This is a genomic window from Mycetocola lacteus (assembly GCF_003667575.1).
Taxonomy (GTDB): Bacteria; Actinomycetota; Actinomycetes; order Actinomycetales; family Microbacteriaceae; genus Mycetocola; species Mycetocola lacteus.
Window position 1 is genome coordinate 437005 of the sequence record NZ_RCUY01000001.1, and the last position, 26809, is coordinate 463813.

Annotated in this window: 21 protein-coding genes and 1 tRNA gene; 7 read left to right on the forward strand and 15 right to left on the reverse strand. The window is 65.4% G+C overall.

Features of this window, described 5'->3' with window-relative positions:
• Positions 1-65: 65 nt before the first annotated feature.
• From D9V34_RS01970 to D9V34_RS02000, 7 genes are all read right to left on the reverse strand, one after another.
• Positions 66-6977: a glycoside hydrolase domain-containing protein gene (locus tag D9V34_RS01970; protein WP_121687258.1), complete on the reverse strand. Its 6912-nt coding sequence runs from the start codon at positions 6975-6977 to the stop codon at positions 66-68.
• 261 nt (positions 6978-7238) lie between these two features.
• Positions 7239-7787 carry a TetR/AcrR family transcriptional regulator gene (locus tag D9V34_RS01975; protein ID WP_183091797.1) on the reverse strand — a complete coding sequence of 183 codons (549 nt, stop codon included), beginning with the start codon at positions 7785-7787 and terminating at the stop codon, positions 7239-7241.
• A 229-nt stretch (positions 7788-8016) separates the two neighbouring features.
• Positions 8017-9240 carry a saccharopine dehydrogenase family protein gene (locus tag D9V34_RS01980; RefSeq protein WP_121687260.1) on the reverse strand — a complete coding sequence of 408 codons (1224 nt, stop codon included), beginning with the start codon at positions 9238-9240 and terminating at the stop codon, positions 8017-8019.
• Positions 9241-9292: 52 nt separating this feature from the next.
• Entirely contained in the window at positions 9293-10726 is a 1434-nt protein-coding gene (locus tag D9V34_RS01985) for an APC family permease (RefSeq protein ID WP_245991826.1), read from the reverse strand.
• A 767-nt stretch (positions 10727-11493) separates the two neighbouring features.
• Positions 11494-11772 (reverse strand): hypothetical protein, encoded by a 279-nt coding sequence (locus D9V34_RS01990; RefSeq protein WP_147441592.1) that lies wholly within the window; start codon positions 11770-11772, stop codon positions 11494-11496.
• A gap of 86 nt (positions 11773-11858) precedes the next feature.
• The gene (locus tag D9V34_RS01995; protein ID WP_121687263.1) at positions 11859-12209 is read right to left on the reverse strand and encodes a hypothetical protein; all 351 of its coding nucleotides are present in this window, start codon (positions 12207-12209) and stop codon (positions 11859-11861) included.
• 113 nt (positions 12210-12322) lie between these two features.
• Positions 12323-12398 (reverse strand) — tRNA-Ala (locus D9V34_RS02000).
• 191 nt (positions 12399-12589) lie between these two features.
• Here D9V34_RS02000 and D9V34_RS02005 point away from each other — a divergent pair.
• The gene (locus D9V34_RS02005; protein WP_147441593.1) at positions 12590-13300 is read left to right on the forward strand and encodes a hypothetical protein; all 711 of its coding nucleotides are present in this window, start codon (positions 12590-12592) and stop codon (positions 13298-13300) included.
• Between the two features lie 90 nt (positions 13301-13390).
• On the opposite strand, the gene D9V34_RS02010 is transcribed toward D9V34_RS02005, so the two are convergent.
• From D9V34_RS02010 to galU, 3 genes are all read right to left on the reverse strand, one after another.
• Positions 13391-14395, reverse strand: a complete 1005-nt coding sequence (locus tag D9V34_RS02010) for a hypothetical protein (protein WP_121687265.1) — start codon at positions 14393-14395, stop codon at positions 13391-13393.
• Between the two features lie 109 nt (positions 14396-14504).
• A complete protein-coding gene (locus tag D9V34_RS02015) occupies positions 14505-15158 on the reverse strand; it encodes a GNAT family N-acetyltransferase (protein WP_121687266.1) in 654 nt (217 codons plus the stop codon).
• A gap of 9 nt (positions 15159-15167) precedes the next feature.
• Positions 15168-16064, reverse strand: coding sequence for a UTP--glucose-1-phosphate uridylyltransferase GalU (gene galU / locus D9V34_RS02020; protein WP_121687267.1), 897 nt, complete (start codon positions 16062-16064; stop codon positions 15168-15170).
• Positions 16065-16144: 80 nt separating this feature from the next.
• On the opposite strand from galU, the gene D9V34_RS02025 reads away from it, so the two are divergent.
• The 3 genes from D9V34_RS02025 to mscL are packed head-to-tail and all read left to right on the forward strand — an operon-like array spanning position 16145 to position 17477.
• Positions 16145-16726, forward strand: a complete 582-nt coding sequence (locus D9V34_RS02025) for a 5-formyltetrahydrofolate cyclo-ligase (RefSeq protein ID WP_121687268.1) — start codon at positions 16145-16147, stop codon at positions 16724-16726.
• Positions 16727-16764: 38 nt separating this feature from the next.
• A complete protein-coding gene (locus tag D9V34_RS02030) occupies positions 16765-16977 on the forward strand; it encodes an FmdB family zinc ribbon protein (RefSeq protein WP_121687269.1) in 213 nt (70 codons plus the stop codon).
• Between the two features lie 26 nt (positions 16978-17003).
• A complete protein-coding gene (gene mscL, locus D9V34_RS02035) occupies positions 17004-17477 on the forward strand; it encodes a large conductance mechanosensitive channel protein MscL (protein ID WP_121687270.1) in 474 nt (157 codons plus the stop codon).
• Between the two features lie 260 nt (positions 17478-17737).
• On the opposite strand, the gene D9V34_RS02040 is transcribed toward mscL, so the two are convergent.
• The 3 genes from D9V34_RS02040 to D9V34_RS02050 all read right to left on the reverse strand — a co-directional run bounded on the left by D9V34_RS02040 (position 17738) and on the right by D9V34_RS02050 (position 22636).
• On the reverse strand, positions 17738-17971 hold the full coding sequence (locus D9V34_RS02040; RefSeq protein WP_121687271.1) for a hypothetical protein: 234 nt from the start codon (positions 17969-17971) through the stop codon (positions 17738-17740).
• Between the two features lie 30 nt (positions 17972-18001).
• Entirely contained in the window at positions 18002-21757 is a 3756-nt protein-coding gene (locus D9V34_RS02045; protein WP_245991818.1) for an AAA family ATPase, read from the reverse strand.
• 156 nt (positions 21758-21913) lie between these two features.
• Positions 21914-22636 carry an META domain-containing protein gene (locus tag D9V34_RS02050; RefSeq protein ID WP_121687273.1) on the reverse strand — a complete coding sequence of 241 codons (723 nt, stop codon included), beginning with the start codon at positions 22634-22636 and terminating at the stop codon, positions 21914-21916.
• Between the two features lie 185 nt (positions 22637-22821).
• On the opposite strand from D9V34_RS02050, the gene D9V34_RS02055 reads away from it, so the two are divergent.
• Positions 22822-23217, forward strand: coding sequence for a CNNM metal transporter family protein (locus D9V34_RS02055; RefSeq protein WP_121687274.1), 396 nt, complete (start codon positions 22822-22824; stop codon positions 23215-23217).
• Between the two features lie 99 nt (positions 23218-23316).
• Here D9V34_RS02055 and D9V34_RS02060 read toward each other — a convergent pair whose 3' ends face one another.
• Positions 23317-24123, reverse strand: a complete 807-nt coding sequence (locus tag D9V34_RS02060; RefSeq protein ID WP_121687275.1) for a YidC/Oxa1 family membrane protein insertase — start codon at positions 24121-24123, stop codon at positions 23317-23319.
• Between the two features lie 123 nt (positions 24124-24246).
• Positions 24247-24561 (reverse strand): DUF6412 domain-containing protein, encoded by a 315-nt coding sequence (locus tag D9V34_RS02065; protein WP_121687276.1) that lies wholly within the window; start codon positions 24559-24561, stop codon positions 24247-24249.
• A gap of 59 nt (positions 24562-24620) precedes the next feature.
• Here D9V34_RS02065 and D9V34_RS02070 point away from each other — a divergent pair, with 59 nt between their 5' ends.
• Positions 24621-25004 (forward strand): DUF4259 domain-containing protein, encoded by a 384-nt coding sequence (locus D9V34_RS02070; RefSeq protein WP_121687277.1) that lies wholly within the window; start codon positions 24621-24623, stop codon positions 25002-25004.
• Between the two features lie 151 nt (positions 25005-25155).
• The gene (locus tag D9V34_RS02075) at positions 25156-26790 is read left to right on the forward strand and encodes an MFS transporter (protein ID WP_183091798.1); all 1635 of its coding nucleotides are present in this window, start codon (positions 25156-25158) and stop codon (positions 26788-26790) included.
• Positions 26791-26809: the final 19 nt, after the last annotated feature.

A 26809-nucleotide genomic window follows, 5' to 3' on the forward strand; every position in this document is an offset into this window, starting at 1 on the left:
AGAAACGAAGTTCCGACGGGACGCCGTGACGATTGGGGCTGACCAATGACTGCCCCAATCTCGAGTTACATACCGTCCTCGTTTCGCGGACGTCGACGCAAGGCGATCACCAGGCCGAGGAGGAGCAGGGCTGCGCCTCCCAGGAGCGGGAGCGTGATGTCTCCGCCACCGGTGTGAGCCAGACCGCCACCGGTGCCGGGGCCGGCGGCTCCCGGGGAGGAGGACGGAGAGCCACCGTTGCCGGGGGTCGTTCCACCGTTACCGGGGTCCGTCCCACCATTGCCCGGATCCGTGCCACCATTACCAGGGTCGGTTCCGCCGTTGCCCGGATCCGTTCCACCATTGCCGGGATCGGTACCCTCACCGGGGTCTACCCCGGCCGGCAGGTGGTTGTCCGCGGTGATGTTGAACGCCACCGTGTAGGTGCGCACAACATCCCCGTTACCCGAGGTCACCGTGAAGGTGCGCACGGTATCGCTGCCCGCGGCACGAACACCCGCGGCCTGGACTCCGGGCAGGATTCCGGCCAGGCCGGTGGTCCCCACGGTGCCGTCCGCGGCCGGCAGAACGGCGGCGGTGGGCAGCGCGTAATTCGCCGGCCAGTCCACCACGTAGGAGCGCACGTCGGGGGTGAACCCGTCGATGGCGACCCCGGCCACGGTGATCCCCCGGGCCGCGGCCACGCTCTGCGCGGTCTCGTCGGCGTAGTTGGTCACCGTCACGCTGCCGTCGGGAGAAACCGAGACCTGCGCGGTCATCGCCCGAGCCAGGTTGATCCGTTCCCAGCTCTCGGTGCCCGCAGCGGTCAGGTCCAACGGTCCACCGGAGTCGGCCGCGGTCTGTGCGAGCACCGCGGTACGCTGGGCGTCATTCAGCTCGGGGAAGGTCGTCTTCAGCAGAGCCGCCGCATCGGACGGAGCAATCAGCGGCGCGCCACCCGCGGTCACCTTGGGGAAGTCATACCCCAGGCGCTCGGTGTAGACGCCGGTGTAGCCGGCCACATCGCGGTTCTCGTACGGAGTGCCCGAGCATGCGGTGAGCGAAGCACCCGCACACTTGCTCCCCAGCACATCCTCGAGTTCCTGCTGCGCCTGCTCCAGCAGCGGGGCGAACTCGGGGTCCGCCCAGCGGTGAGCGACCACGGCCTGGGCGATCATCCGACCACCCATTACATCCAACGGATAGTGGAATCCCAGCACCAGTCGGTTGTTGCCGTACTCCGATGCCCGCGCCAGGATGGCCGGTGAGAGCTCGGGGATCAGCGTTGCCAGGGTGGTCCCGGCGATGTAACCGGCATAGGTGTGACCACTCGGATAGGAACCGCTCCCGGCCAGGCCGCCGTAGCCACCGTTACGGGAGTCCTTGATCAGACCGCCCTCGCTGGCCAGGCCCAGCCGCAGGAACGGCCGCGCGTACTGCCACACGGGCTTGACCGCATCGGCACCGTCGATCTTCTGCCCCACCCGGTCCAAGATCCACTTGGTCTTGGGCAGTTCACCCGCATCCATCGCGGCGGAGAAGATCGGACCAAGGGTCGAGCCCAGCGCATCTGTTCCGGTTTTCACCGGTGAGTTATCGGCGTCCACCTGGGCCCGATCCACCTGGGCCTGGCTCGCGGCGTTGTTGATCTCGATCTCCTTTTTATCGTTGAACGCGATCGCCTTCTCCCGGTCGGTCACCTTGGCTTCGGTTCCCAGAATTTCGGGACCAAGCTTCGAGAACCCGCTGAGCATGTCGGCGGCATAGTTGCCGTCGGTCTTGGGCCAGGAATCCGAGGCGAAGCCACGCGAGGTGATATCGCCGGGGAAGGGTGCCGACACCGCGGCGCGGGCGGTCGGAGCCTCCGCTGCCGGGGCCAGTGCCGGTGCCGTGTGTACCACTCCGGTACCTCCGGTCTGCACGGTCACGCCGAGGGTCGGTTCCGAGGCCGCCGACTCACCGGCCGCGTTGAGCGCGCTGACCGTGGCCCGGTAGGTTTCCCCGGGCTTCAGCCAGGTCGCGGTCGCCGCACGCTCGGTGGGATCGGTGATGGACAGCACGCGTCCCTCGCCAAAGTCGACCCGGTATCCGGTGATCGCGGATCCGCCATCATCCACCGGTGCGGTCCAGGTGACGCTCACGCTGGTGGCATCCTGACTCGCGGTCACTTCGGTCGGCACACCCGGCGCGGTCGTCGCCCGCTCGATCAGACCTGCACGAGCGTTCTGCAGGGCATCCAGTGCGGCGGCGAGCGCCGTATCAGATGCCTGCGACGCGGACAGCGCGGACGTGGCCGAGGCGATCTGCTCCTGGAATGCGGCCCAGGTGTCCGCGCGGAAGCGGCCCACGGTCACGGCCTTCGCCTGGGCGAGGGCGTTCTCCAGCTGGATTCGGATCGCCGGGGTCAGCTGTGCCTGCGCCAGACTCAGCGTTCGCACCCGTGCGTTGATGTCGCCCTGGGTGAGGGCCGTGTTCTTCAGTGCGAGCTGGGCACCGGCGAGCTCGCGGCGGAACGTGGCCGCATCGATACTCGGGTAGCGATCCAGGGTCGGGACCACGGCCTCAGCCGCGGTAACCGCGGCGATCAGCGCGCTCAGGTCCAACTCCTTCTCAACCGGCTTATCCCCGGTGGTGAAGGTGTAGCGGTCGATGTTTGCCACGAAGGGGTGGTTGCCGTCGGTCTCCGAGCGAAGCACCGCACTCAACCGGTGGGTTCCGGTGATCGCGATGGGCAGCCAGATCCCGGCGTCCACATCCGTGGTCCAGTTGCTTGTTGAGGTGGGCGGCAGCGGAACCGTGGCAACCGGGGTTCCCGGCTTGGCGGGATCGGCTGCATCCAGGTAGAACTCGATGCGGGAGTTTTTACCCACGCGGTTTGCGTTAGCCGTATAGTGCACCGACACCCGGGTGATGGGCAGGGTACCAAATACGACGTTGCCGTAGTCGATCCAGTCCCCATCGGTGGTTCCCCCCACGTTGGTGACCGGACCACTGTTCCAGGTGCTGTTCTCGGACTTGATCTGGCCGGGACGCGCGGCCACCCACTTCTCCGCCTCGATGGCCACCGTGTTGGTGGTCGGGGCGGTGAAGGTGAACGCGTCAAAGTTACCCACGTAGGGCAACGCGTCGGTGGTATCGGCGCGCAGCACGGCCAACAGCGTGTGACTGCCGGTCACCGGGGTGGTGAGCTTTGCGCTGACGTTGCCCGCCACGGTCCAGTTATCCCCGGTTGCGGGGAGTGCCACGGTGGCTACCGGGGTGCCGGGCTTGGCGGGATCGGCGACGTCCAGGTAGAAGTCCACCCGAGCGTTTTTGCCCACACGACCGGAGTTGTTGACGTAGTGCACACTCACGGTATCGGTGCCGATGTTCCCGAAGTCACGGGTACCGTAGTCCAACCAGGCACCGTTATAGGTGCCACCGAGGTTGGTCACCGGCCCATCGTTCCAGGTGCTGGATTCGCTCTTGAGTCCGTTACCGGAGTTCTTGACCCAGGATTCGGCTTCAACCACGAGCGGACGCGGTCCTACCGGCTCATCGCTGTGCGGGAACAGCTGGAAGCGGTCAAAGTTGCCCACCCAGTCCTGCCCGCTGGTGGAAAACTCGAACGTGATCGAGCGTGCCTGAATCAGCGAGTCGGTATCGGTGAGGTTCAGCGTGACCGTGGAGTAGTTGCCGAAGCTGCCGGTGCCGGGGAGGGCTCCCTGGGCAATCACCGGACCGGTGATGTCTCCGGCGTGGACCCGTACCGACGAGCGTTCGTTGCCCACGGCGGCGGAGTTTGCATAGCGCACCTGGAGGGTTTCGGGGACACCTCCGGCAAAGTCCATGCCCAGGTAACGCACCCACGAACCGTTGCGCACACCACCGAGGTTTCCCCCGGACTGGAATGCCTCATTCTTCAGCTCCCCACCGGACCACTCATCGGAGGCCTCGGCTTCGAGCGTGCGGAAGCCGCCCTGACCGATGCTGAGGTGATCGGCCGCCTGGCGCAGAGCCTCGGTGGTCGAGCGCAGCGCGGCACCGGAGGTGTCAGCGTTTGCCAGCGCCTTCTGGGCCGCGGCGAGCGCCACGGTGAAGTCGCGGTAGGTGTTGGCGGCATAGTTCCCCGGGCGCACCAGCAGCGCCTGATCCACCAGGTCCTGCAGCGCGAGACGGGAAACCGAGGTGATACTCAGCGTGATCGGCGACTGGGTGGTAACGCCCTGGCCCACCAGCTGATGGGCTGCCACGCCGTCGGCGAGCACCGAATCGCTCAGGTGAACCGAGACGCGAGCATTCTCGGTGAGGGTGCCGCCGATACTGAGGGTCAGCGTGGTGGCGTCGGTCACGGTAACCCGGGCGGTAATCCCCGCGGGGACACCCGAAACGGTGGCGCTCCCGGCGGCGGTCAGATCGGTTCCGGCCGGTGCCGACAGACGCGCACCGTCTCCGAGGGTCAGGGTGGTTGTCGCGTTCAGCACGCCCTTGTCGTTTGCCGCGAGGGTGTCCTTCGAGGCGGTAACCGGATAGGTCTTGGTGGGGCTTGCGCCGGGGGTCTTCTGGCTGGCCGAGTACGCCGGTGCTGAGTTCTTCCCCCAGCTCGAGGCCGCCGAACCCATCGTGAACGACAGGTTTCCCCCGCCGATGATGTCGGAATAGTCGAGCCAGGTGTTGCCGTAGGCACCGCCGTTGAGCGCCGCCTGCTGCACATAGAAGTTATCCGAGGAGACGTTCTTCGCGCCGATCGTGAAGGTACGTCCTCCGGGATAGTTGATCTGCGCCTGGTCGAAGAACGGGGTACCGATCTGATACTGCGAGGATCCGGCAGTCACCGGGAACAGGCCCAGCGCCGCGGCCACAAACATCGTGGACATGGTGCCCGCGTCGTTGTCCATGGTGGGCAGGAAGCCGTCCGGGGCGAGCTTGTACACCCGGGTCTTGATCGGCGGGGTGAACTCTCCCCCACCGCTCGGGGGCCGGTTGCCGTCGGTCTGCCCGGTGGCAATGTAGCGGTTCCAGGTTTCCTTGGTGTAGGTGTCGCGCACCCACTTCTGGGTTTTGGCGGGCTCGCCCACATAGTTGAACAGGTAGGGTGCCTGCAGATCCACCTCGTTGGCGTTGGAGTGCAGCATCGCCCGACCGTTGTTGGGGTCGTCCTCGCCGAAGAAGTGGTTGACCGCGAGGCGCGCGGCCGCGTCCCCACCCATCGAGGCGATCAGTGCATTCATGTCATAGGCCGGATACCAGTGGTACTGCCACAGGGTGCCCTGGTAGACGTTGGCGGCCTCAAACTTTTCGTAGTCCACACCGGTCCACTCACCCTTGCCGTTGCGCGGGGAGAGCAGGCCCACCTTGGTGCCGTCCTTAGCGGTCCAGGCGTCGGGCTTGATGTTGCTGGTGAAGGCCAGGTTTGACTGCGCACGCAGGCTCGCCGCATCCGCGGTTTTGCCCAGCTGGTCGGCGATGATCGCCAGCGCCCACTGGTCGTAGCCACGCTCGACGCTAACCGCCGGGCGGTCATTCACATATCCCTGTCGCTGCTCCTGGCCGGAGTAGTATCCCACCAGGTTGGCGATCATTGGATACGCCTCATCCAAGCGGGTAAACCCGGTGTAGCCCTTGGACAGGGCGTCGGCGATGATCACCGGGGAGCGTTCCCAGCGCACACTCGGTACGCTCTGGGTGAGGTCTCCCAGCTTGTTTTTACCGGATCGTGCCTGATCGGCAAACAGGTAAATCAACGACTGAATCATGTCGCGATATCCCGCCGGGTTCACATAGGCGAACACCGAGTACTTGCGGAAGTCATCCCAGGCTGCCCAGCCGTCATAGTAGGTGAACCCGGCCGCCGTGTGCACGACCCCGTCCACACCGCGGTAGGTGCCCGAGGTGCTGGTGGCGTTGATCGGCATCGCGTTCATCCGGTACAGATGCGTGTAGAACAGCTTCTGCAGCTCGCCGGTGGGGTCGGCCTGGGCCGAAGCGGTGATGTTCACCGCCCCCAGACGCTCGTTCCACTCGGCCTTGGTGGCGGCGCGGACCTGCTCAAAGCTCTTGCCCCCAACCTCGGCGGACTGATCGATCTTCGCCTGCTCGCTGCTGATCGGAGACAGTGTCACCCGCAGTCCCACGTTCTGGGTGCCCGCGTTGAAGGACAACACGGCACCGGTGTCCTGGCCCGAGCGGGTAGCTGTTTCATCCAGCGGTGTGCCATCCGCCCAGGTTTTTACGCCGGCCGGCTGCTCGGTCTCGGCGTAGTAGAACAGCTGATACTTGGCACCGTTGAAGTTTCCGGATACCTGCCCGGCCAACGACACGCGTCCGTCCTCGAGCGTGCCCGCGGTAACCGAGGATGAGTCCCGGGAGGTGAAGTTGTTTTTCAGATCGAACACCAGGCTCGGGGTCTGATCGGCGGGGAACGCATAGCTGTGCACGGCGGTGCGAGTGGCCGCGGTCACCTCGGCGTTAACGTTCTTGCCGGTCTTCACGATCGCGTTCTGCGGGCCGTCCGAGAGGGCAAGGTTTGCCCGGTAGTATCCGGGGCTTGCGTCCTCATCCTTGTGGCTGAAGTCGTGGGCGTAGGTCGAGGTGTTGGGACGCTGGGTGTACTGCACCGCCGTGGGAACCACCAGGATGTCCCCTCCACCACCCGAGCCACCCACGCCGTCGAGATTGGTGTGGGTGAATCCCGAAATCTGAGTGGAGTTGTAGTTATAGCCGGTGTGGTTGCGCCCGGCGCTGGAAAGCGGATTGACCTTGGCGAGGCCGTTGGGTGCCTGGGCACCGGGGAGGTCGTTACCGTTGTCATCTGCGGTGGAGACAAACGGGTTGACCAGCGCGGCAAGGTCGGTCGCGGCGGGGGCCGCGCTGGCACTCACCGGGGTCAGTGCGATTGCGCTGGCCAGGCCAACGCTCAGCGCGAGGGTAGCGGCAAGAGGCCGAAACAGGGCGGGACGGGTACCGATGGGCACCGTGTCCGAACGCTGTTGCAGGCTCGCCTGTGGACGATTTCGCATGTGTGCAGTTCTCCGATTCAAGAAACAATGCGCACTCCACCACGCACCGAAACGTTTCGGTCGGCGACCAAAAAAAATAGCGCCAACTCTGGGGCAATAAGGCAGGAACGGTCGGATCGACCGGGAGTGTCAACCGAACCGCTTCGTACGGTATCAACCCCGAGTAGGCTAATTCGCGGCACCCCGGTTACGCCATCCCCTCATTTGGGTTACGGCTCGGTGAACGACATGACGACCAGGATGGCCTCGCGACAGGGAGCGCTAGTCGGTGGGCTGCTTCCCCAGCGTCCCGATCAGGTCGGCAACCGCGGTGATCGAGGCCTCCGCCAGGAAGGGGTCACTCTCCTCGCCGATGATGTCGGTGTGATAGGCGATCCCGTCGCCGGCGAGCAGCACCAGGCGGGCCAGGGTTTCGTCGCCCAGCGAGTCCACCAGAACCTCAAACCAGCGATCCCGCGCCCAGCGCAGGGTGATCCACGCCTCGTTATTACCCGCCTGACCGAGACGGGTGGCGGCCACAACCAGGCGCTCCAGCGGCGAGGAGTATTCCAGCGAGGTGCCCACGTAGTAACGTGCGGCACCCTCGGGGGCGATCCGCATGGCGGCGGCGTCCGCGGTGACCAGCGCCTCCAGGCGGTCCAGGATCTCTCGATCCATCGCATCGCGAGAGCGGAAGTGGTGCAGCAGTCCGGCCTTGGAGAGGCCGCTGCGCTTGGCAATGGCGTCGATGCTGGCCGAGCGCACGCCCTGCACGACGAGGAGGTCGACGTAGGCCTCGATGATCTGATCCGGTTTGCTCTGCTGGTCCATGTGACTTCCAGTTTGGCACATCCAACCGGTCGGTAGTGCCCCATGTGGCGGTGCGTGACACGAGCCCCGGTCACGCACCGCCGGGGTTTTTGTTGGGAGCCGATACCAGGCGGCTCCGAGCGCCCCAGCCATACCCTAACCGGGCGCTCCTCCCAGCGGTGGTGCGCGGCACAAGCCAGTGCGCGCACCACCGGGGGTTTCGAGGGGTAATCACTCCCTCGAGTCTGTGTTACCGCTCGACGATGCCCCAGGCCGAGCCGTAACCCTGCGGTTCGGCGGCGGCGAGCAGTTCGAGGAACGGCTTGGCGTCAAACGCCTCGGGGCCGAGGACTCCGGCACCGCTCCAGGTGCCGTTGGCCAGCAGTTCCAGGGCGACAACCGGGTTGATCGCGGTCTGCCAGACGACAGCCTGCGAGTTATCGCGGGCCATCGTCTCCTCGTTGTCGGCCACGTGGTAGAGGTACAGCGACTTCTTGGTGCCGTCCTTGTGGGTTCCGGTCACCAGCACACCGGCACAGGTCTTGCCCTTCATCAGCGGACCGAGGGTCGCCGGGTCGGGCAGCACGGCGGCCACCAGGTCGCGCGGGGATACCTGCTGACCGCGCACGGTTACCGGCTCGGTCTTGTCGAGGCCGAGCTTGTTCAGGGTCTTCAGGACCTCGATGAACTCGTTGCCGAGGCCGTACTTGAACTCGACCTTCTTGGCGTCGATCCAGCGCGGCATCAGGTGAACCTCTTCATGCTCCACGTTCACACACTCAACCTCGCCGATGCCCTCGGGGAATTCGAAGGTGATCGGGTCAGAGAAGGGCTCCACCGCGTGCCAGCCACCCTTGTCTTTGTCCCAGAGGATCGGCGGGTTCAGGCACTCCTCGATGGTGGTCCAGATCGAGAAGGACGGGGCAAACTCGTATCCCTCAACGGTCAGGTTGGCACCGTCGCGAACCGAGAGCACGTCGATCTCGTCGAACAGCTCATCGGCGGCGTAGCGAGCGAAGATGTCGGACAGACCTGGCTCCACACCGATCCCAACCAGGGCCAGCTGCTCCTTCTTTTCCCACTCATCGGCCACGGCGAATTGATCGTCGCCGAGCTTGATGTTGGTCTTGGTGAAGGGCTCCTCGGGGTGACGCACGGACAGGCTCATGGCCATGTCGAGGTAGGTGACACCGGCGGCGTGGGCACCGTCGAAGATCGGCATCACGAAGCGGGGGTCCACGGCGTTGAGGACGTGGGTGGCACCGGTCTCGCGGATCAGGGCCTCGACGGCGTCGGCGCTGGAGGCGTCAACCTGCGCGGCGGTGTAGCGAGGGTCGCCAATTTCGGTCACCAGGCCCTGCGGGCGTGCGGGGTCATAGTCGGCGATCGTCAGCTTGTCGAAAAAGGAACGGCGAGAGGCGATTCGGGCTGCGGCACTGCCGACGCCACCGGCGCCGATAATCAGGATGTGCACGATACTTCTTTCTGTTGTGACGGTGTTGCTTCGGTTGAGGAAAAGACTGGGGCTAGTTCTCGGGAACCAGCACGGGGGTTTCGCGGTTGAGCGCCCTGCCGGAGAAGAACTCCTTGGCACCGGGGAACCGCGACCAGATGAACATCACGACCAGGCCCAGCAGCAGCGATCCGACACCCATCACGAAGGTGCCGCTGGTGCCGAGCAGCTGCGTGGTGCCGTAGTTCGGATCAAGCATGCTGATTGCCGAGTAGACAAACACGGTGCCCATCATCAGCCCGCCGATCAGCGGCAGCACGAGCCGGAACACGGTGTTGCGGGCGCTGTCGAAGAGGTTTTTGCGGAAGAACCAGATGCAGGCAAACGAGGTGATCGTGTAGTACATGGCCACCGCGAGGGAGGTGGATTCGATCGTGTCGGAGAGGATGTTGCCGCTCAGCAGGGACATCCCCACGTAGAAGATCACCGAGACGACACCCATGAAGATGGTTGAGAAACCGGGGGTCGAGTACTTGGGGGTGATCTTGGCGAACGGGCCGGGCAGGCCCTTGTAGACGCCCATCGCCAGGGTTCCGCGGGCGGTGGGAAGAATCGTGGTCTGGCAGGTGGAGAGAGCCGAGACGAACACCGCGAACACCAGGACCCAGCCCCACTGGCCGAGGGCATCGTTACGCAGACCGAAGAACACGTCCTCGGCGGTGTCGGGGTTGGCCAGGCCGGTGCCGGTGGTGCCGACCCCGGCGTGCATCATGGCCAGCAGGGTCATACCGATGTAGGTGATCAGCAGCACGACGGTGGACAACAGGGCCGCCAGCCCCGGAGTGGTGCGCGGGTTCTTGGTTTCCTCGGCGAGGGAGAGGCAGGTGTCCCAGCCCCAGTAGATGAAGATCGCCAGCAGCACACCCTGGATGAATCCGGCCGGGTTATCGGCGGCGAACGGGTTGAACCAGTCCCAGGAGAAGGCGAAGTTGTGGAACGCGCCGCTGCCGATGGCGAGCGCCAGGCCGATGCAGAAGGCGATGATCGCCAGGTATTGCAGCGCCATCAGAATGTTTTGGGTCAGCGCCCCGGCTTCCACCGCCCGGTAGGAGACCCAGGTCATCGCGGCGATGATGACCGCGCCGAGCGCCACCACGAGGGTGTGGTTCTTGGCGATCGATCCGTCACCGATGAGCAGCAGCAGGTACTTGGAGGCGACCTCACTCTGGCTCGACATGACGATCACACCGGCCACAAACACACCCCAACCGGCCATCCAGCCGGTGCGCGGACCGAATGCCTTGGACGCCCAGGTGAACGCGGTGCCGGCGTCGGGGACCGCGGTGTTGAGCTCGCGGTAGGCAAAGGCGGTGAGGCACATCGGCACGAAGGCAACGATCAGCGCGATCGGCGCCTGAGCTCCGGCCGCGATCACGATAAACCCGAGGGTTGCTGCCAGGGAGTACAGCGGTGCGGTGGAGCCGAGGCCAATCACCATCGAGGCCATCAGGCCCAGCTTGCCGTGCGCCAGGCCCTTACCGCCCTGGCCCGCGGCCACGTTTTCTGTCACGCTCACTTGTGCTCCTCTGCAACGGTACGCCGGGGTGGGGATCGAGCCGGTCGTCGAGTTTCCGCACCTCCCAACCATTCGGTCGGGAGGTAGGTAAATCGTGCCACGCGATCTTTCCCCCGTCAACACGATCACCCTCGATTTGTGCCTCGCGACCCCCTCGACACCGAGTTTTCTCGCTGGCAACTCCCGTGTCTCGCCGCGCAACGACGCGGATTATTCCCCCGTCGCGGCGTTGCGAAATTAAATTGTAAACACCTTGTTTCGGATACCTGGATGCGGGTCAAATAACCCTCCGGCCGTCGATCCAACTAGGACGCTCACCACGGTTCGTCTTATACACGCGTCGACGCGCTGCACAAATTTGAGAGGCTGCCATTTCCGAGAAAGCGCCGTCGGGATCATCCAGCCATGTTCCGGGGCGCGAACCGTGCCGCTTGGCGAGCTGCGAAGCAAGGGAGTTCCTGACCACGATCTCAACAATCCCGATTGACTGATGGAAAGCCCCGGAAGGCCTCTGTGAAAGCATGTCTCCGGGGTTACGACTTTTAAGCTACGCGTGCACGCGGGCACATCGATCGCCGGAACCCAGACTGTGGACAACCACAAATATTTCGCGGGGTGTGGAGGATCGCAGGATATGCAGGAAGCCCCGGTCGAAGACGATCAACCGGGGCCACACGGATTGGCTTTGCGCGGGCCTGCTAGCCCAAACTCAGCAACACCAGGCTCAACAGCGGCGGCAGCACGGTTGGCACAAAGACGAGAATTCCCAAGATAAAAGCCGCCAGGCCCAGTCTCGAGCCGCGCAGCTCGGGGTGTGCTCGCAGGTTCGATCGTGACACCAATGCGACGATAATCGCCGCAAGGGCCAAAACGCCGCCGCCGAGCGGGAGCACAATCGTCGCGAATAGCGAGGCCAGGGCCAGCCCGGCCGCGACGCATGCGGCACCATCAACCGGCCTACTGGAAACCGAACTCATGATTCTCTCCCCCGTCGAGAGCCTGGCGATCCCCGATCGCATAACGACTGTTTGGTCCAAGCGTAGTGGATGCTCCTCGGCACAACCTACGCTCGGCGCGAGCGCGTCATCCGGACAACAATGAGCCAACGCAGGAGCAGAATTACCGCGGTCACCGCCAGCGTCCATACCGCGATCAGCCCGTCCGAGGCTTCAAGAAACCCGGTCAGTACAGGATGCTGCCGCACGGTGTCTGCATCAAAGCTCCACCATGTGTCCTGAGACCGCACCCCGGAGCTGTGCGAGTGCCGCTCGCCACCCAGCGCCGTGGCTATCCCTGGTCGAACCAGCGCATTCAGGATCACACCAACAACAAGCGGCCCGACCATGCACACCAGGAAGCTCAGCGTGAGCCGGCGCTGAGACTTGCGCTCACGGCCCTCATCGGTGGTACTCATTGAAGCCCACCGTAGCATCAACAAACTCGCGCCGAGGGGAAAGAATCGTGGGGAACATGACTCTCAGCCAACAAAAGCCGGCCGGTCTCGATGGAGACCGGCCGGCTTTTTTGTGGTGGACCTAGGGGGATTCGAACCCCCGACCTCTTCATTGCGAACGAAGCGCGCTACCAACTGCGCCATAGGCCCGTGCGGTAAGAACGAGCGTATCACGCGGGAAACGCCGCGCCGAATTGGTCGACGCAAAACCGCGGCTGATCCGCGGATGGCCCCGGGACTGGGTTCTTGATGTCTCGAGGGTTACCCGAAAGAATCAAGGCAGCGCACACATCTGGTGCGAAGAACCGTGAATCCTCACGGGTCAATCGAGAGGGCCCAGATTGCCATCCAACCGGCGTCCATTTATCGCTCTCGCCCTGGTCTCAGGGGTAATTGGGGGATTCAGCGGCTGCACACTGGCCGAGACCGAACGTCCGCGTCTCACCGTGTCCCCCGACGAGGAGGAGGCCGCGGTCATCGACACCACCCGGGAGCAGAGTGAGCGAAACGGAACCGGTGATCTGGGGGACGGACTCCCGCCGCTCAATGCCGATATCACGGTCGAGGATTTCAACACCGAAAACCTCTTTGCTCCCACGCATGAGACCGTCGCCGATCTGAACGGCTTTGGCACCCTCCTGGCCGAGTCCCTGCAACGACTCGATAACGCCGCATTTGACCAACGCGGCACCACGAAGTCACGTGAGGATGCGCGGCTGACGTTTACCAAAACGATCACCGGGCACTACACGCTGAGCGAGGATGCGCGGCGAGATCTCGAACGCGCAAGCATCGCCGCGGTGAAGCTCGGAACCGAACCGGTCCCCGACCACAAGAGCACGGTGACCGCCAGCCGGGTCCGGCTTCTGGGCGGCGGAATCGAGGAGACACTGGGGAGTCGCACTCGGGTCTCCTATGAAATCATCTTTGCCCGCGACCTCACCGGCAGTCCGGTGCGTGAGCGCTGGGATGAAATCGTTTCCTACGGCGTCCTCTTTGATGATCTCACCGGTGAAATCGCCCGCTTCCAGGTGAATCGCACCCCGCTCTAGCGGCTGCAATCCACACGCCCCGCTCACGCGAACGTGAGCGGGGCATCGTGACTCCGTCTTGAGGGTGGGCTCGCGCCCACAACGCGGCGACTAGCCGGCGTTGCGACGGCGGGCCAGCAGGTCCACCGAGAGGTCTTCGCCGTGAGCGTACTCGTCCACGACACCCATCCGGGCAAACCGGCTCACCGGGCGATCCTCGGCCTGCGGCGTCGCCTCGGTTGGCTCCTGGTCGGCGGATGCGGACGCCGCAGCCCCCGCACGCTCGGCCACCGCGGCCGGGGTGATCGACACCGGAGCCTCGGGAGCCAGCTCGGCCGCGCGCTCGGCGAGCACCTGGGCGAGGGCCGCGCGACGCAGCGCGTCCTGAGCATCCTGCCGCGCCATCGAGGCGGCTGCCACCGATCCCTCGGAGGCATACATCGGGGCGGGCAGCACCGGCGGAACCCAGGCACCGGGGCGCAGCGGCTCGGCCTGGGGAACAGCAACGGGCAGCGGATCGGCAAGGTCCTGCATCGGCTGAGACTCGGCGGGCACCACGGTAGCCGTCTGATCCAGCACAGCCTCGGGCACCGCCACCAGCTTGACCGGGCGGGCCAGCGCCACCAGCAGCGAGACTCCCGCGAGCGCCATCAGTGCACCCACGATCAGGAGCACGGCCTGACCGCCACCGGCCAGAATGACGCTGCCGGAGACGATGCCGATCGCACCGATCAGCAGGGTCACGGTTGCCATCAGCCGCGAACGCTTGCGTGCCTTGGCACGAAGTGCGGTCAACGGCGGGCGCGCGGTGAGCTCGGCCCGCAGCTGAGCGGCTTCTTCGAGCGCCTCCTGCTTGGCGCGCTCGCGAATCTCGGCCTGCACCTTGCGCAGTACCTTCTGCTTCTCGGCGACCTCGCGCGAGGAAATCTCCAGGTGTACCTGGCCGGGCATCTCGGTGGTTTCGGCGAGCACACGCATGGTCTGCTGCAATCGCACGGCGTTACGCTCGGTCGCCAAATACTCATTGCGTCGGCGCCATGTGGGCACCAAATAGATGAGCCACAGCACGGCTGCAGCCGCGAACACCACACCACCACTCAGAATTCCACCCGGCATACACCTACGGTACGTGCGAATGACAAAAAACGGCCCTCGCACCGCGGGTGTGTCTACAAACACTCGGCGGATATTCCGGCAAACCCGGCGTGTTGCACGATCGTGATGCCTAGTACTCCAGTGGCAGGCTCGCCGCGAGCCGATCGGCCTCGGGAATCTCGGCCAGGTGCGGATCGGCAAGTCCCATCCGCCAGCGAGCATAGACACCCTCGGGAGCCTCCTCGGCCACCACGGCAAAGCAGTAATGATCGCGCCAGTCCCCGTTGATGTGAATATAGCGTCGGCGTAACCCCTCATACCGGAACCCGAGCTTACGCACGACCGCCAGGCTCGGGGCGTTCTCCGGCCGGATGCAGATCTCCATCCGGTGCAGCCCGAGCATCCGGAACGTGTAGTCGGTGGCCAGCGCCACCGCGGTAGGCGTAATGCCCTTGCCCGCGAATCGCTCGGAGATCCAGTAGCCGAGGCTCGCCGAGGCCAGGGAACCGTAGGTGAGCCCGGACACCGTCAGTTGCCCGGCCAGCTCCCCCCGGTACTCCATGATCAGAGGCAGACTCTCCCCCGCGCGCGCGGCAGCGAGGCGGTCGCGAATGGACGCACGCACGTCCATCGCAAACATGCCGCGGGGGCTGGTCGCCTCCCACGGTGCCAGCCAGGAGCGGTTTCCCAGCAGCTCACGCTCGAGAGCCTTCGCGTCCCGCAGCTTGACGCCGCGCAACACGATATCCCCAACCTGCTGCGGCTGGAAATTCCAAGATGCCACTCGTGTGCCTTAGTCTTCGAGACCCGCAACAAAGCTGCGCAGCCAGGGCTTCAGTTCCGCGCCGAGGTCTTCCCGGTCGGTGGCAAGCTGCACGATGGCCTTGATGTAGTCGGCCCGGTCGCCGGTGTCATAGCGGCGACCGTCAAAGATCACGCCGTACACACCGCCCGCGATGGACTCATCGGCCGCGAGCTCCTGCAGAGCATCGGTGAGTTGAATTTCGCCGCCCTTACCGGGCTCGGTGTGCTCCAGCACACCAAATACCTCGGGGCGCAGGACATAGCGTCCGATGATGGCCAGATTCGAGGGCGCATCCTCCACGGCCGGCTTCTCCACCAGCCCGGTCACCCGGACCACGGACGGGTCGTCGGTGGCTTCAACCGCGGCGGCACCGTAGAGGGAAATCGACTCGGCAGGCACCTCCATCAGAGCGATGATGGTCGCGTTGCGCTTCTCCTGCTCGTCCAGCATCTGGACCAGCAGCGAGTCACGCTCATCGATCAGGTCGTCACCCAGCAGCACGGCGAACGGCTCGTTGCCGACGTGACGCTTGGCCCGCAGAACCGCGTGTCCGAGGCCCAGCGGGTCGCCCTGGCGCAGGAAGTGGATGTCGGCGAGGTCGTTGGGCTGCTCCACCGAGTCCAGGCGGCGCTTGTCGCCCTTCTTGCGCAGGGCAATTTCCAGTTCGGTGACCCGGTCAAAGTGGTTTTCCAGGGCGTTTTTGTTACGTCCGAGGATCATCAGAACGTCGGTCATTCCGGCGTCCACGGCCTCCTCAACCACGTATTGAATGGCCGGCTTATCAACGACCGGAAGCATTTCCTTGGGCATCGCTTTGGTCGCCGGAAGGAAGCGGGTTCCGAGACCTGCGGCGGGGATAACTACCTTATTCGCACGCTTTGACATACCCCCAGACTACTCACACCGGGTACTCGGCAACAGCCCACGCCGTATCCAGTGCCGTCCATCACACCTAGAATGGGGCTATGTCCCATGAGGTAGATCACCAAAAGCGAGCCCTCCGCGCCGAGCTGCGCGAGCGCCGCCGCAATCTGACCAGCACCGAGCTGGAAAACACCACGGTCGGACTGACCACCCAGCTGCAGGAGCTCGTCACCCGTTCTGGGGCACGCAGCATCGCCTGCTATCTGTCCCGCCCGAGCGAGCCGAACACCCGCCCGTTCCTGAACTGGGCCCTCGAGCGCGGCATTCGTATCCTGTTCCCGATCTCCCGCGAGGATGGCCTGCTGGATTGGACCGTCGGTGAGACCGGCGAAGAGAGCGCGGGCCTGTTCGGGATCAACGAACCCATCGGCGAGCTGCTCGGCCCGATCGCGATCAACGACGTGGACCTGATCATCGTTCCCGCCGCCGCGGTGGACCAAACCGGGATGCGCCTGGGTTGGGGTCGCGGCTACTTCGATAAGACCCTCGGGTCGATGGAGCGCTGCCCACCCGTGTACGGCGTGATCTACGATAGTGAACTGCGTGATTCGATCCCTCAGGATGTTCATGATCGCCCGGTCAACGGTGTTGTCACCCCGACGCGGATCGCCGAACTCGGCTAGATCCTCCCTACTCTCCCTTAAAAACACAGGAAATATACGTGCCCCTCTACTCCTATAAGTGCACCGAGTGCGGAAACGCCTTCGATATCACCCAGAGCCTTTCTGACGCAACGCTGAGCGAATGCCCGTTATGTGGTGGGAAACTGCGTAAACTTTTCGGCACGGTCGGTGTGAGCTTTAACGGCTCGGGTTTCTACAGCACCGACTCCAAGTCGGGTTCCTCCGGGAGCTCCGGCGGAGCCAAAAGCTAACGAAACCACCACTGAAGGGGGACCCTATGATTAAGGGCTTCAAGGAATTCATTCTTCGCGGAAACGTCATTGATCTCGCCGTCGCGGTGGTCATTGGTGCCGCATTCACCTCGGTTGTCAACGCAATCGTGGAGAACATCTTCAACCCGATCATCGGCGCACTGTTCAAGGCCGACAGCCTGGACGCGACCTGGGTTCTCTCGATTCCGACCCTGGACCCGGACAAGCCCGCCGAGGTGAAGTTTGGCGCCGTTGTTGGAGCGATTATCTCGTTCCTAATCGTCGCCGTTGTGGTGTACTTCGTATTTGTCCTGCCGATCAACCACTTCAAGAAGCGGGCCGACGCCCTGCTGTCGAAGAACAAGGACGCCGCCGCCGAGGAGACCCCCGAGGTTTCGGCGGATGTGGCTCTGCTCGCCGAGATTCGCGACCTGCTCGCGGCCAACGCCGACAACGCGGCCCTGGGCTCGCGCGGACCGGGCAAACACTCGGGCGAATAGTTCCTCCAACACAAACGCGGCGACCGGATCGGTCGCCGCGTTTTGTGTTGTGTCAACTCACCGGCTAGCGCCGCGTACGCCGTATCAGAGCAACAACTGCAAACACCACAAGCCCAATAATGGCGAGTGTTACCAACGGTCCAACATAAACTGCGGTGGTCATCAGAGGCTCCTCACGGGCGGTGAAACCGGCTGCTTCGATGTGCCGATGGGGTGACCCTATCGCCGGTTCACTCCCGACTCCAGTGAGGATAAGTTATCTAGCGGGTGTGGGTGCCCCAGTGCGGAGGCACGTCGGCGCGCATGCGGGCGTCATTGCCGGAGTCCCCGGAGGTCTGAGCGGGTTTGTCGCCCCAGCCCGCGTCGGAGTCCTCGGCGGCACGAACGGGGCGGGTACCGGCCTGTGGTGCCGGATCGCTGCCGGGCACCGCGGCCGTGCGCACACGGCGGGAGCCGGGTACACGACGGATCGGTTCGGACGTGTTCTCGCTCATGCTTCCAGGGTACCGCGGCTCAAGCGAGGGCTACGCCTCGGGCTCGGCGGGTGCCGCGGGTCGTGCGTCCGGAACGCCCAGCAGGGCCGTCACCTTGGCGCTGACGCCCTCGGGATCCGCAAACAGGTCGAACGAGTGCACCCGCAGGTAGTGCCAGCCCAGACGGCGCAGCACGTCGGGACGCAGGCGCAGCGACTCCCGCAGCGACTCGGTGGTCACCTCGGGATCGGACTCCACCGCGACCGCCTTACCGTTATACGAGGCGACCAGTGCCAGCGAACCGCGGTAGCCCACCTCGACGTCAAGACCTCGACGGTACAGGCGCTCGGCCAGGTCCACCATCATCGGCTCGGCACCCTCGGTGTTCGGCGGCGCGGGAACGTGCTGCACGGGCTTGCGCAGGATCTCGGCGAGCGCCGCGATCCCGTGGCTGGTGCGGGCCGGGTCGATGTCCTGCGGCTTGATGCAGGACACGATCACCATCGACCGCCGGGCACGGGTCATTCCCACTGCCAGCAGACGGTCGCCGCCGGGCTCCCCCAGCGCACCAAAGTTTGACAGCACGCGGCCGTGCGGGGTGAGGCCGTAACCGAGCGAGAAGATCACCCGGTCGCGGCTCTCGGCCACCGACTGTTCCAGGGTCAGCACGGCGAAGGGCTCGGCGCGCTCGCGCAGGATAAAGTCGGCCAGCTCGGGGTGCTGAGCGAACGCCGAGAGCACCGCCTGGTTGAGCCGGGTCGCATGCTTGACACTCGCGGTAACCACCATCAGCGACTCCCGCGGACGATTCGCCGCGTGCTCCAGAACCAGGTTCACCACGCGCGACACCTCGGCATCCACCGACTCGACACCGCCGGTGTCGGGATCGGGCATACCCTTCCCGCCCTTGACGTAGTCGACGGTCAGGCTGCCGTGGCCGAGGAACGAGCCCGCCCACGGGAGGGATTCGATCTCACCCGCGTAGAAGCGCTGGTTGACCAGCTGGCTCAGGTCCTCGCCACCGGCCCGGTAGCTGCGGGTCAGGGTCAGCGTGGGTAGCAGCTCGCCGAGGCGGGCCAGCGCCGAATCCCCGTGCAGGGCCTCGATGTCGAAGTTCTGGGCCTCGTGCCGGGAGGGATCCGCGGCGGCCAGGGTGAAGGGCAGCGGGCTCTGGGTGACCGGGTCACCGAAGGCCACAACCTGCTTGGCACGACCGATCGCCGCGGCGTTCTCGGCCAGGGTGGTTGCACCGGCGTCGATCAGGAACACGGTGTCAAAGCGCAGCGAATCCGGGATCAGGTGCACCTCATAGGGCGAGGCCACCCACACCGGGGAGAGGATCCGCGAGAGGTGCGGGGCCTGATTTTCCAGGGCCATCGGGTCCACCGCGGCCCCACGCAGCAGGGTGCGCAGCGCGGCTGCCTCATCGGAGTGGTCCACCAGACCGATCTTCCAGGTGTCGCCCAGCAGGGTCGCCAACTGCGCGCCCTGGGCGGAGGCGTGGGCCTCATCCACCAGGCGGAAGTCGGATTCCAGACGGTCGATCACGCTGGTGTTCGCGCCGAGCAACGCCTTATTGGTGGCCAGCAGGTGCTCCAACACCGACTGCCACCAGGCCAGCTCGAGCTCGTCGGCGACGCGCTCCTCGGGGACGTGACGCACCGAGAGGTCGGTGATCAGCGGCGCGAGACCGAGCTCCTTAAGCTCGGCGATCAGCGTGGTGCGCTCCTGCAGGTTTTCCATGACCTGCGAGTCGGCGGCCAGACCCGCCATCAGGCGCACCAGCTCCTTGACCGGCAGCGCGACCAGGCGCTCGTCCCGGGTCACCCGGTGCAGCGGACCATCCAGCCGGGAGAGGTCATCCACCACGCGCTGATAGGTCACCTGTACGTCGGCGATGCCCAGCGGAACCTCGGGCATCGCACCGGTGGACACGTAACGCTGCCAGAGCACCCGCTGTGCCTGGATCCGCCGCAGCGCATCCTCCATGTCGGCAATGTGCACACCGGGGCGCACATACTCACGGGCCAGCTTCTTCAGCCGGCGGCGGTTGGCGGTGTTCATGCTCGGCGAATCGCGACGCGAGCTGTGGGCGATGATCAGTTCCTCAAGCGAGCGGTCAAACACGCTCGGCGAGAACTTGTCCAGGGTGTCGCGCAGATCCAGCAGCAGGCGCAGATACACACCCAGCTCCTCAACCGACTCGAACGGACGCATCCGGGTGTGCCCGATCAGATCGTAGGCACGCTCCAGCAGGCGCGGCAGCTCGGTGCGGTTGAGTTTCTTCGCCAGCGCGTGAGTCGCCTTGGCCTCGGCGGTGGTGGCAAAGGTGGCACCGTACCAGGGTGAGTCTCCGGGACCGTACTGGAACTCGCCCAGGGCCGCGGCGGCCGCGAGCTTCTGCGAGATGGATCGGCGGTCGCCGGCGAGGTTCCCCATCGAGGCGAGGTCGAGTCGCGCGGCGGTCGAGGGCGGGAAGGGCAGATTACCCAGGCGGGTCAGCGATTCCAGGGCCTCGATGACCGAGACGCGCAGGGTCGGATCGATCCGCGACAGCGCGCCACGGTAGTCCAGCAGTACCCGGCGCAGGCGCACCAGGGCGTCATCCACGTCGGCAATCTTGGGGGCGATGGCCTTCTCATTGCGGCTGATCGCCTCGATCAGGTCGCGGCGCACGGTGGTCGGCCCGACCGAGAGTCCGGGCAGGCCCACCTTGGCCAGGCGGTGACGGATGCCGTCCAGGCCCGAGCGCCGGGCCCCCACCACGAGTACCCGCTTGTGCTGGGAGACCAGCGCACCGATCGCGTTCACCGCGGTCTGGGTACCACCGGTTCCGGGCAGGGTCCGGACCACGAGGGAGTTACCGGCGGTGATCTGGGCGATCACGTTTTCCTGCTCGGCGTCGGCATCCAGGAGCAGGGTGTCCGTGGTCGGCGGACGCTCGTCCTGACCCACGGCATCCACCGGGAGGAACAGGCTGTCCACGAGCTTCTTGGCCCCGGAATCCCCGGCAATGGCCTCAAGAATCGGGTGCTGGCGCGATTGCACGTCGCGGGCGAGCGCCGGGCCGATGTCCGCGAAGGTCGACACCAGCAGTCGCGGCTGCACGCTGAACCATTCCAGACGACGGGTGATCCCGCGCAGCTCATCGATCACCGGCTGCGGCTGGAACACACCCTTGGCCACCGAGAGCGCCTCAAACGCGTCGGCGTCCAGGGCAATGCCGAACTGCTCGCGCATCGCGCGCACCAGTTCGGGGTTCATGACCGAACGGCCCTTGAGCTTGAGCTCGTAGTCCTTGCCGTAGCGGCGAATCGCCACCGGGCGCAGCAGGACCGGGGCGCAGTAGTCCACCCCGTCGTGACGCCACTGGGCCAGGCCGATGGCCAGGTGCACGGCCTCGATGCCGCGCACGGTACGCAGCTCAACACCCTTGGTGGTGATCACGTCGGCGGCGGACTTGGCCCGACGCAGCGCCAGCTCGTCCCGGATCAGGTTCGACAGCAGCGTCGAGTGTCCGGTGATGAACTGCGGCAGACCGCCGGGGTGGGTCGAGGAGAGTTCGATCCGGGTGCGCGGCTCATCGGTGAAGAACAGTAGCGGTGAGGTACCGCCCACGGCGCGAATCTGTTCGATCCAGCGGGCACGTTCGGCGGCGGGATCGGGCTGGGCGACCGGGGTGGGACGCGGGGGCACGGTGGCGTCGGAGACGTCGGTTGTCTCACTGCTCTGGGGCGTGGTGTCCGGGGTCACATCGGTGCCTTCCGGGTTGTTTGCGGGCGCGACCGGCGCGCTCTGGTCAGCCACGGACCCCACAGCGGATTCGTGTTCTTCTGAGTTTTTGTCGAGCGGCCACACAACCACACTTTAGGCGTTTTTTGCCCGCTTCGGGGTGAGCCTCGGCCGGTGTTGACCGGAAATCACCGTTTTCACGCAGGAAACGGGGGTCAAACTCGGGTTTTCCTAGCCTCGGGCCAGGCGTCCCAGGATCTTGCCCTCCGCGCTCTGAACAACGAGTTCGGCATCGGTGATCCGTGCGGTCTTGCCCGCGGAGAGCCAGGCATCTACATTTTCGCAGGCCATCCGGGTGGACCCGAGCGCATCCAGGGTCACGGTGTCACCGCTCTCTGCCCAGGAACCAATCAGGGTGTTACACCCGTCGTTGCCGTTCAGGGTCCCGTCGGGATTGAGGATCAGGGTCGGAGTTTGTCCCACCCCGGGTTCGGCGGCGGCCCAGGTCCCCACCACCGCGCTCGATCCCGCGTCGCCACTCGGGGTCGGGGTCGAGGGAGCCTTCCCCCGCACCAGGGTGGTCAGGGTGGTCCCCTTCTTATCCTGCAGAATCAGATCCTTGCCCTCGATACTCACCCGCTCGGACTGCGAAAACACACTGGGGAGGGCCTCCCCCTCGCAGGCGATCAGCGTGCTTGGGCCCGAGGTCACGGTCAGGGTGCCGCTCGGGGCGAGCTTCCAGGTGCCGCTGCCGCCGTTGCAGCCATCCGATCCGGTCCAGGTGCCGTCCTTATCCAGGGTCAGAAACGGAGAGGTGGAATAGGCGGTACTGGGCACCCAGGTACCCTCCAGATCCCGCTCGCTGGGGGCGGAGCTACCCGGTCCGCTGGCGCATGCGCTCAGCAGCAGTGCTCCCAGGGCAAGGACGGGCAGAAACAGGTGGCGAGCGGACATCGAAAGCCTTTCGTCGCGATCTGAGGATCCCGCACCCCCGGCCGGATCGATCGTGCCCCCAGCATAGCGACCCGGTGTCGCCGGACGGGCCGTGCGCGATCACAACCCGATTACGTTTGTGGTTCCCCGCCGGGCACGAAGCTGCCATACTCGGAGAACTGACTCATACCCTGGGGGCACACCGCATGATTCGTTTTCTGATTGGTACCGCAATCAACCTCGGCACCGCCGCACTGGGGCTGCTGCTGGCTGCCTGGATCATCCCCGGCGTGCACATCACCGCCTCGGGCTTCATCGTGGCCGTGGTTGTTTTCACCCTGGCCCAGGCGATTCTGACGCCGTTGATCTTCAACCTGGCCCGCAAGTATGCCACCCCGATCCTGGGTGGCATCGGCCTGATCTCGACCTTTGTGGCGCTGTTCGTGGCCACGCTCTTCCCCGGTGGGCTCGGCCTGGCCGACGTGACCGCCTGGATCCTCGCGCCGATCGTGGTGTGGGTGGTGACCGCGCTGGGGGGATGGATCCTCACCGCGATTTTCCTCAAGAAGCGCATCGAGGAGTCCAAGAGCCGCAAGCGGTAACCATCGCGGTTAGCGAGTCCAGCAACCGTCTGCGCTCACCCCACACACCCGGCGGGCCGGTACCGAGACACTCTTGGTACCGGCCCGCTGTGTGTCTGGCTAGGCGGGAACCAGTTCGGTTCCGCCCTGCCCGGCCGCAGCCTCCCGCGCACCCAGGATGCGGCGCAGGAGCAGGCGTTCGCACAGGGTCCAGGCGGTGGTGATCATCAGGTAGATCGCCGCGGCCAGCGGAACCCACAGCGCCATCAGCACGGTCAGATAGGGCATCCAGCGCATGACCTTGGTGAGACCGCTCAGGTCGGGCATGACCGGCTGTCCGGGAACCGGGGCGACCGGTGCCGGCGCGGGTTCCACCGGCAACAGCAGGTAGCGACGCTGGAGTTCGGCGGTGATCGCCATGATCAGCACAATCCCCAGGTAGATGCCGATCCGCGGCCAGGCCTCCCCTGAGTTCAGCAGGGTCATCAGGTTTCCGCTGAGCGGTAGCCCGCCCAGGGTTTCGGTGAGCAGGGTATTGGGGGCGCCGTGAATCTCGGGCTTAATGAAGAGGCCGTAAATGGCCGAGAGCACCGGGATCTGAAGCAGCAGCGGCAGGCAGCCGGCCAGCGGCGAGGCCTTCTCGGTTTGGTAGAGCTCCATCAGCTTGCGCTGACGAACCTCGGGGTTTTTGTATTTCGCGTTGAGCGCGGCGATCTTGGGGGCGAGGCGTTTGCGGGTCAGCTCGGCCTTCACCTGGGAGCGGCCCACGGGAATCAGCGCCGTGCGCACCAGGACCGTCAGCAGGGCCACGGCGAGCGCCGCCCCCGCCTCGGGTGCCAGCGGTGCCACAAACTCGTGCAGGCGGGTGACGAGCCAGTAGGCACCGTCAAGGAGCAGGGCAATCGGCCCAAAAGAATAGAGGTCCATCGGGGTTTCCAAACGGGTAGGAGAAATGGGGAATCATCGTTGGATTCCCCTCACTCCCCCGGTCTGAAACCGTGGAGGATGGGTTCGGGCGGACGCGTTCAGCCGACTCGGAAAACCGAGGCGTTAGGCGAGGATGGCGCGCGGGCCGGAGGGGAATCCGAGGATTCCTCCCGGCGCTCGAGGGCGTGGTTTGCCCGAGGTGTTGGGGTTGCTCTGGCTCGGCAGCCGGCGAATGTTGCGGGGATCCCGCACGCGGGTTCGGGTCGCGGTATCCACCATGAACCCGATACTCGGCAGCGCGCGGGCGGCCACCACGGCCAGGGTCAACAGCACCAGGCTGGTCACACCGGTGGTAGCCAGCATGGTGAAGGACTGCGCGTGCACCAGCTGTTCGGCGACCGCGGTAAAGAACTGGGTCAGGAAACTCAGCAGTGACACCGTGTCTCCCTTCGCCGTGGTTCCTGGAACAAGTGTAACCGGAGCGATAGCCTGGAACCATGGGAGCTTGGGAAACAGGAGCATTTGATAACGACGGTGCCGGCGATCTGATCGTCGCGATCACCGAGGGCTACTTCACCTTTGAATCGGTGGCGTGGGCGTTCGAGGATGAGGACTATGTCGAGGTGGACGGCGGCCAGATTGCCCTGGCCCTGGCCGAGCTGGCGGTCCGCTCCCGCGCGGGCGAACCGCTTCCGCTGGGCGGCGGCGACTCGGCCCCGTTTGCGGCGCTGCTGACCCCGGAGCGCATCGAGTGGATCCGCACCCAGGCGACCCGCACCCTGGCAGGGGCGGAGGCCTCCGAACTGTATGAGCTGTGGGAGGAAGCGGGCGAGCTGGAGGGCTGGCTCGCCGACGCGCGCGCCACGCTCGCGAAGCTGTAGCGCAGCTCACGGCCACGGTGGCCGGCATCTGGCGGCCGGCGGTCGGCGTCCATCGAATGGTTGACGGCCGGTCAGCCGGATGGGCCCTGCCCGGAGGTGGGACACGGACCGAGACTGGGAACGTAAGAGTTCTCCGTCCAAAGGATGTCCGATGTCACTTCCCACCACCACCGCCGTCTCGGCCGGTCCCGGCGCGCTGCTGCTGCGTATCGGCCTGATCACAGCGGTCTCGATGACCACGATCGACCAGACCATCGTTGCCCTGTCGGCTCCGACCATTCAGTCCGAGCTGGGGCTCAGCCAGGAGGGCCTGCAGTGGGCGATTAACGCCTACCTGCTGGCCACCGCCGCTTTCTTCCTGGTGGGTGGACGCCTGGCCGACCTCTTCGGCCACCGTCGCATGGTGATTGTGGGCATCGCCGGATTCGCCGTGGCCTCGCTGCTGTGTGGGATCACCCCCACCGGCGAGTGGGCCGAACCCATCCTGATCGGTGCTCGCGTCCTCCAGGGACTCTCCGGCGCACTGATGTTCCCCGCGGCGGTGGGACTGCTGGTTCAGTCGGTCCCGCGTGAGGGGCGCGGACGCACGATGGCGACCTTCTTTACGATCACCGGTGCGATGACCGCGATCGGTCCGATCGCCGGCGGTTACCTCACCCAGTGGACCTGGCGAGCCATCTTCTGGGTCAACATCCCGCTGGCGATTATCGCGATCATCCTGCTGATCATCGCCCGCAATGTGCGGATGGTGACCCCCGCCGCGGCACCGCGCGATCGCCGTATCGACTGGCTCGGAGCCGTCCTGGTGGCAGCCGGGATGTCGCTGGTGATCTACGCCCTGCAGCGCTTTGGTGAGCTCGGCTGGAGCACAGCCTGGGTCTGGACGGTCCTGGCCGGTGGTCTGGTGCTGCTTGCCGGATTCATCTGGTGGCAGAACCACACGCCCGCACCGCTGGTGCAGCTGAGTGTGTTCCGAAGCCGCGGATTCAGCGTCTCCAGCCTGGCCATCCTGATCGCCAACATCTCGTTTGTGCCGATCTTCTTTTTCCTCAGCGTTTACGGCCAGCTCTCGCTGGGACTCTCCGCCTCGGTGACCGGGCTGCTGTTCCTCAAGCTGTTCCTCGGCTTTGCCATCGGGGCGCGAATCGGCTCCCGACGCTATGACCGTCAGGGCATCCGCATGGTCCTGCTGATCGGTGGCGTGGCCGGTGCCGTGGGCTTCGGCTGGCTGGCCCAGGTCGCCACCAACCTCGACATCGACGGCACCAGCTTCTTCAATCCGCAGACCTGGCCGATCGCCCTGGCCGGATTCGGGATCGGATTTATGCTGACCGCCGCCAGCACCGATGCGATCAACCGGGCCCCGCAGGCCGGCTACGGTGAGGTCACCGGGATCACCCAGACGCTCAAGAACTTCGGTGGGGCGCTCGGAATGGCGGTGATCGCCAGCATCGTAACCGGCCGCCTGACCACCCTGCTCACCGATTCGCTGGGCAAGTTCGGGGCCACCCCGGCGCAGGTCACCGATGTGGTCAACCAGGTCACCGGGGCCGGTTCCGGTGCCGCCAAGGACCTCCCGGCCGGGATCCCCTCCTCGGTCGCGCAGCAGATCCTCGACAGCGTTAAGCTCGACTACGCCCATGCCGCCCAGTGGGGCTTTACCGCGATGGCCATCGCGATGGCAGTCCTGGTAGTCCTCGCCCTGCTCTCCCCGCGCGGCGCCACCCCGGTGGCCGAGGCGCAGTCTCCTGATGTTTCGAAGCCCACCGCTACGATCAAGCCATAACAGGAGTTAGGCTCTGGGT

What these genes read in the sequence shown, in the direction of transcription:
- D9V34_RS01970 (WP_121687258.1), bottom strand. Translation starts at nt 6,977, where the DNA reads ATGCGAAATCGTCCACAGGCGAGCCTGCAACAGCGTTCGGACACGGTG.
- D9V34_RS01985 (WP_245991826.1), bottom strand. Translation starts at nt 10,726, where the DNA reads ATGGCCTCGATGGTGATTGGCCTCGGCTCCACCGCACCGCTGTACTCC.
- D9V34_RS02055 (WP_121687274.1), top strand. Translation starts at nt 22,822, where the DNA reads ATGATTCGTTTTCTGATTGGTACCGCAATCAACCTCGGCACCGCCGCA.
- D9V34_RS02010 (WP_121687265.1), bottom strand. Translation starts at nt 14,395, where the DNA reads ATGCCGGGTGGAATTCTGAGTGGTGGTGTGGTGTTCGCGGCTGCAGCC.
- D9V34_RS01990 (WP_147441592.1), bottom strand. Translation starts at nt 11,772, where the DNA reads ATGAGTTCGGTTTCCAGTAGGCCGGTTGATGGTGCCGCATGCGTCGCG.
- D9V34_RS02070 (WP_121687277.1), top strand. Translation starts at nt 24,621, where the DNA reads ATGGGAGCTTGGGAAACAGGAGCATTTGATAACGACGGTGCCGGCGAT.
- mscL (WP_121687270.1), top strand. Translation starts at nt 17,004, where the DNA reads ATGATTAAGGGCTTCAAGGAATTCATTCTTCGCGGAAACGTCATTGAT.
- D9V34_RS01995 (WP_121687263.1), bottom strand. Translation starts at nt 12,209, where the DNA reads ATGAGTACCACCGATGAGGGCCGTGAGCGCAAGTCTCAGCGCCGGCTC.
- galU (WP_121687267.1), bottom strand. Translation starts at nt 16,064, where the DNA reads ATGTCAAAGCGTGCGAATAAGGTAGTTATCCCCGCCGCAGGTCTCGGA.
- D9V34_RS02040 (WP_121687271.1), bottom strand. Translation starts at nt 17,971, where the DNA reads ATGAGCGAGAACACGTCCGAACCGATCCGTCGTGTACCCGGCTCCCGC.
- D9V34_RS01975 (WP_183091797.1), bottom strand. Translation starts at nt 7,787, where the DNA reads ATGGACCAGCAGAGCAAACCGGATCAGATCATCGAGGCCTACGTCGAC.
- D9V34_RS02050 (WP_121687273.1), bottom strand. Translation starts at nt 22,636, where the DNA reads ATGTCCGCTCGCCACCTGTTTCTGCCCGTCCTTGCCCTGGGAGCACTG.
- D9V34_RS02060 (WP_121687275.1), bottom strand. Translation starts at nt 24,123, where the DNA reads ATGGACCTCTATTCTTTTGGGCCGATTGCCCTGCTCCTTGACGGTGCC.
- D9V34_RS02075 (WP_183091798.1), top strand. Translation starts at nt 25,156, where the DNA reads ATGTCACTTCCCACCACCACCGCCGTCTCGGCCGGTCCCGGCGCGCTG.
- D9V34_RS02025 (WP_121687268.1), top strand. Translation starts at nt 16,145, where the DNA reads ATGTCCCATGAGGTAGATCACCAAAAGCGAGCCCTCCGCGCCGAGCTG.